The following is a 4,568-nucleotide window of genomic DNA, read 5'->3' as shown; positions in this document are numbered from 1 at the left end:
GGCGGCGGGGCGCCGCGGCGCGCCCGGAGGGGTGCGGGGTCACGCGGATCGCCGCTCCTCGATCATCGCGACCACCCGCTCCACGACCTGCTCCAGGGTCAGGTCACCGGTGTCCAGTTCCACCGCGTCGCCGGCACGGGCCAGCGGCGACGCGGTCCGGGAGGAGTCGGCGGTGTCGCGGCGCACCAGGTCGGCACGGGTGGCGGCCAGTCGGGCGGCGTCCTGCGGGCCGCCGAGCTCACCGCTGCGGCGGGCCGCCCGCACCTCCGGGGCGGCGGTCAGGAAGATCTTCAGGTCCGCGTCCGGCAGCACGGTGGTGCCGATGTCCCGCCCCTCGACGACGATGCCGGGCCCCGAGGCCGCCGCCCCTTCGGCGATCGACCGCTGCAGCCCGGTGATGCGGGCGCGGATCTCCGGAACGGCGCTCACCGCGCTGACCGCCCCGGTGACCTCGGCGCCGCGGATGGGGGCGGAGACATCGGTGCCGTCCACGGTGATGGTCGGGGCCAGCGGGTCGGTGCCGGAGACGATCTCCGGCTTCTCCGCGGCGGCGGCCACCGCGGCGGTGTCGGCCGGGTCGATGCCCTGCCGGAGCATCCACCAGGTGATGGCGCGGTACTGGGCGCCGGTGTCGAGGTAGGCCATGCCCAGCCGGGCCGCGACCCCCTTGGAGGTGCTGGACTTGCCCGTGCCGGAGGGCCCGTCGATGGCGACGACAACGGGGGTGGGAGCAGACACGGTGGTGCGCACCTCTCTCGGCGACTGTTCGGTGGACCCCCGGGGGCCCGGTCGGTCTCGGCTGCCCCGACGGAGGTCCGTCGGGGATGGTGGTCGGCCGCGATCGGCCACCGGGACGGCGGAGGCCGACCCGGACGGGACGCGGAACGCGCGGGCGGTGGGCGCCCGGCGCACCGGGCCGGCGACGCGCCGACACCCCGGCCAAGCCTATCGGCTCCGCCGGCGCCCCCCGCGCCCCCGGTGTCGCGGCCGGATCAGTGCCGGATGGACCAGCCCCGCTCCCGCAGGGCCGCCGACAGGACGGGGGCGGCGACCGGATCCACCATGAGCTGCACCAGGCCGGCCTGCCGGCCGGTGGCGTGCTCGATGCGGACGTCCTCGATGTTGACCCCGGCCCGACCGGCGTCGGCGAAGATGCGGGCCAACTCCCCCGGGGTGTCGGAGATCAGCACGGCCACCGTCTCGTACTCGGCGGGGGCGGCACCGTGCTTGCCGGGCACCCGCTCCCGACCGGCGTTGCCGCGGCGCAGCACGTTCTCGATCCCGGCGGAGCCCGCGACGCGCTTGGCGTCGTCCGCCGACTCCATGGCCCGCAGGGCGCGGACCGTCCCGTCGAGGTCGGCGGCGAGGGCTTCGAGCACGTCGGCGACCGGCCCCGGGTTGGCCGACAGGATCTCGAGCCACATCCGGGGTTCGGAGGCGGCGATCCGGGTGACGTCCCGGATGCCCTGACCGCACAGCCGCACCGCGGCGTCGTCGGCGTCCTCGAGGCGGGCGGCGACCAGGCTGGAGAGCAACTGGGGGGTGTGGGAGACCAGGGCGACCGCCCGGTCGTGCGCGTCGGCCTCCATCACCACCGGCACCGCCCGGCACGCGGAGACCAGTTCCAGCGCGAGGTTGAGCACCTCGGTGTCCGTCCCCGGGGTGGGGGTCAGCACCCAGGGCCGTCCCTCGAAGAGGGCCTCGTCGGCGGCGAGCGGCCCGGAACGCTCCCGGCCAGCCATCGGGTGGCTGCCCAGGTAGCGGGACAGGTCGCCGCCCAGTTCGACCAGTTCGCGGCGGGGGCGCTCCTTGACGCTGCCCACGTCCAGACAGGCGCGGGCCCCGCCCTCCCGCTGGAGGCGGAGCACGGTGGGGGCGATGTGGGCGGGGGGCACCGCGACCACCGCCAGGTCCACCGGGCCGTCGGGCGGCTCGTCGGTACCCGCCCCGAGCGCCGCGGCGGTGCGCGGACGGTCGGGGTCGGTGTCCTGCAGGTGCACCCGCACCCCCCGGGCGGAGAGCGCGAGGGCGACCGAGGTGCCGATCAGCCCGGTGCCGATCACGAGGGCGGTTCGCATCGTCACAGGGTAGTGGGCCGGCGGGGCGGCGGGCACCTCCCGCCGCCCCGGGGCGCCCCCGGCGAACCGGCGGGACGCCGGCTCAGAGGCCGACCTCGCGCATCAGCTGTCCGACCTCGGTGTTGGTGAGCCGGCGCAGCCAGCCGGACTTCTGGTCGCCGAGGGCGATCGGACCGAAGCGGGTGCGCACCAGCCGGTCCACCGGGAAGCCCGCCTCCGCGAGCATGCGGCGCACGATGTGCTTGCGCCCCTCGTGCAGCGCCACCTCCACGAGGTAGTTGCGGCCGTGGTTCTCCACCACGCGGAAGCTGTCCGCGCGGGCGAAGCCGTCCTCCAGCCGCACGCCCTCCTTCAACCGACGGCCGAGGTCCCGGGGGAGCGGGCCCTCGATGGCCGCCAGGTAGGTCTTCACCACGCCGTAGCGGGGGTGGGTCAGCCGGTGGGCCAGCTCGCCGTGGTTGGTGAGTAGGATCAGCCCCTCGGTCTCGGTGTCCAGCCGACCGACGTGGAAGAGCCGGGTCTCCCGGTTCTGCACGTAGTCGCCCAGGCACTGCCGGCCCTCGGGGTCGTCCATCGAGGAGACCACGCCGGCGGGCTTGTTCAGCGCGAAGAACAGGTGGGCCTGGCCGGTCACGGTCAGGCCGTCCACCTTGATCTCGTCGCGGTCGGGGTCCACCCGCACGCCCTGCTCCACCACGACGCGGCCGTTGACCTCCACCCGGCCCTGGTCGATCAGTTCCTCGCAGGCCCGGCGGGAGCCCATGCCGGCGCGGGCGAGGACCTTCTGGAGACGCTCGCCCTCGGCGTCGGCGGCACGGGGCGCGGCGGGGCGCCCGGCGTACCGCTCGCGGTTGCGCTCCTCGATGCGGGCCTCGTACTCGCGGGGACGTGCCGGACGGTCCCCGCCCCGCCGACCCGCCGCGCCGCCGGAGCGTCCTCCCGAGCCGCCGGCACCGCGTCCACCGCCCCCACCGCCGGAGCCGGTGCCGGCTCCGGTGCGGGGGTGCCGCCGCTCCTCCGGGCGGGGTCGGCCGCCCCGGGGTTGGTTGCGGCCGGCACCCCCCGAGCCCCGCTTGTTCCGATCACCGTTCCGGTCGTTGCTGCGCATCAGTCATCCGTCGTCTCGTGTGGGCCCCCGTGGGGCCTCGGACCGCCGGGACCGGTACCGGACGGTGGGGGCGCGACCGGCGGCCCCGCCGGGTCCGTGGTCCCGGGGTCGCCGTCCGCTCCCCCACCGTCCGGGGTGTCCGTCCCGACGGTGTCGGTCTCGTACTCGCCCCCGATCCCGGGATCCCGCTCGTCCGCGCCCCGGCCGGTGGGCCGGGGGGCGTCGGTTCCGGTTCCGGGGCGGTGCCCGGTACCGGCTCCGGAAACGATGTCGATGTCGGGGTCGGGGGGCGACGCGACCGCCTCCGGGCTCTCGCCCTCGACCGCGTCCACCTCCGGCAGGAGGGGCGCGAGCGGCGGCAACTCGTCCAGGTCCCGCATGCCCATGCGTTCCAGGAAGTAGTGCGTCGTCCGGTACAGGATCGCACCTGTTTCGGGTTCGGTGCCCGCCTCCTCGACCAGACCGCGTTGCAGGAGGGTCCGCATCACCCCGTCGCAGTTGACCCCGCGCACGGCGGAGACCCGGGAGCGACTGACCGGCTGTCGGTAGGCGATCACGGCGAGTGTCTCCAGCGCGGCCCGGGTGAGGCGGGCCGTCCGGCCGCCGAGGACGAAGCGCTCCACCGCGCTGTCGTAGCCGGGCCGGGTGTAGAACCGCCAGCCGCCGGCCACCTCCCGCAGTTCGAAGCCGCGGCCCTGGCGGTCGTACTCGGCCGCGAGTTCGCGGAGCGCGCCGACCACGACGCGTCGGGGGCGTTCGAGGACGGCCGCGAGCTGCTGGGCGGAGGCGGGTTCGTCGACCACCATGAGCACCGCCTCCAGGGCGGGACGCAGTTCGAGGTCGCCCGGGGCCGGTGAGGGGGCGGACGGCTCCCCCGGGTGTTCGGGAACGCCGGAACCGTCGGGGACGGGGGGAAAGGTTGCAGGTGCCACGGGAACCTCACGGGTGGATGCCGAAGGGGTGCCGGGGTGGTCGGCGCGCGGAAGGGAACGACAACCCCGAAGAACTCGAAGAACCCGAAGCACCCGAAGGTGTCGGGGGATCGAGGGGTTCGGATGGATCGAGGGCTTCGGGTGGGGGATCAGTCGGCACCGGTCGCTCCCGGCTCGGGCGGCGCGACCGGGCGGTCGAACTCGTCGCTCACGGTCGGCTCGCGTTCGTGGCCGGTCCACCGCACGGTGAGGGGGCCCAGTGCCTCGTCCTGGTCCAGGGCGACCACGCGGTCCCGGTACAGCTCGAGGAGGGCGAGGAATCGGGCGACCGTGCGCGGCCGGCAGCGCACCGCCAGCTCCAGCAGGATCTTGTAGCCGAGCGGCTTGAGCGCCTCGGCGGTGACGATCTCCCGCCGGATCGCGAAGAATCCGCTCATCGGATCGCTCACC

At 75.5% G+C, this 4,568-nt stretch carries 4 protein-coding genes and 1 pseudogene; all 5 read right to left on the bottom strand.

The window, feature by feature from the left end; translation table 11 throughout:
• Positions 1-39 precede the first annotated feature (39 nt).
• Positions 40-738, bottom strand: coding sequence for a (d)CMP kinase (cmk, locus tag FOE67_RS17445; protein WP_323384994.1), 699 nt, complete (start codon positions 736-738; stop codon positions 40-42).
• A gap of 254 nt (positions 739-992) precedes the next feature.
• Entirely contained in the window at positions 993-2,078 is a 1,086-nt protein-coding gene (locus FOE67_RS17440; protein WP_182665345.1) for a prephenate dehydrogenase, read from the bottom strand.
• An 82-nt stretch (positions 2,079-2,160) separates the two neighbouring features.
• Positions 2,161-3,186: a pseudouridine synthase gene (locus FOE67_RS17435; protein ID WP_182665343.1), complete on the bottom strand. Its 1,026-nt coding sequence runs from the start codon at positions 3,184-3,186 to the stop codon at positions 2,161-2,163.
• Positions 3,187-3,434: 248 nt separating this feature from the next.
• Positions 3,435-4,019: pseudogene (scpB, locus tag FOE67_RS17430) on the bottom strand (SMC-Scp complex subunit ScpB); the annotation flags it as partial.
• Between the two features lie 248 nt (positions 4,020-4,267).
• The coding region (locus FOE67_RS28695; protein WP_194444390.1) for a segregation/condensation protein A at positions 4,268-4,568 on the bottom strand (301 nt) is incomplete at its 5' end.

The sequence above is a fragment of the Streptomyces calidiresistens genome, from assembly GCF_014141525.1.
Classification (GTDB): domain Bacteria; phylum Actinomycetota; class Actinomycetes; order Streptomycetales; family Streptomycetaceae; genus Streptomyces; species Streptomyces calidiresistens.
Note: the sequence above shows the minus strand (reverse complement) of the source record. Positions and strands in the feature narration are given on the sequence as shown.

Coding starts and splice junctions, on each gene's coding strand:
- FOE67_RS17435 (WP_182665343.1), bottom strand. CDS start 3,186: ATGCGCAGCAACGACCGGAACGGTGATCGGAACAAGCGGGGCTCGGGG.
- FOE67_RS17440 (WP_182665345.1), bottom strand. CDS start 2,078: ATGCGAACCGCCCTCGTGATCGGCACCGGGCTGATCGGCACCTCGGTC.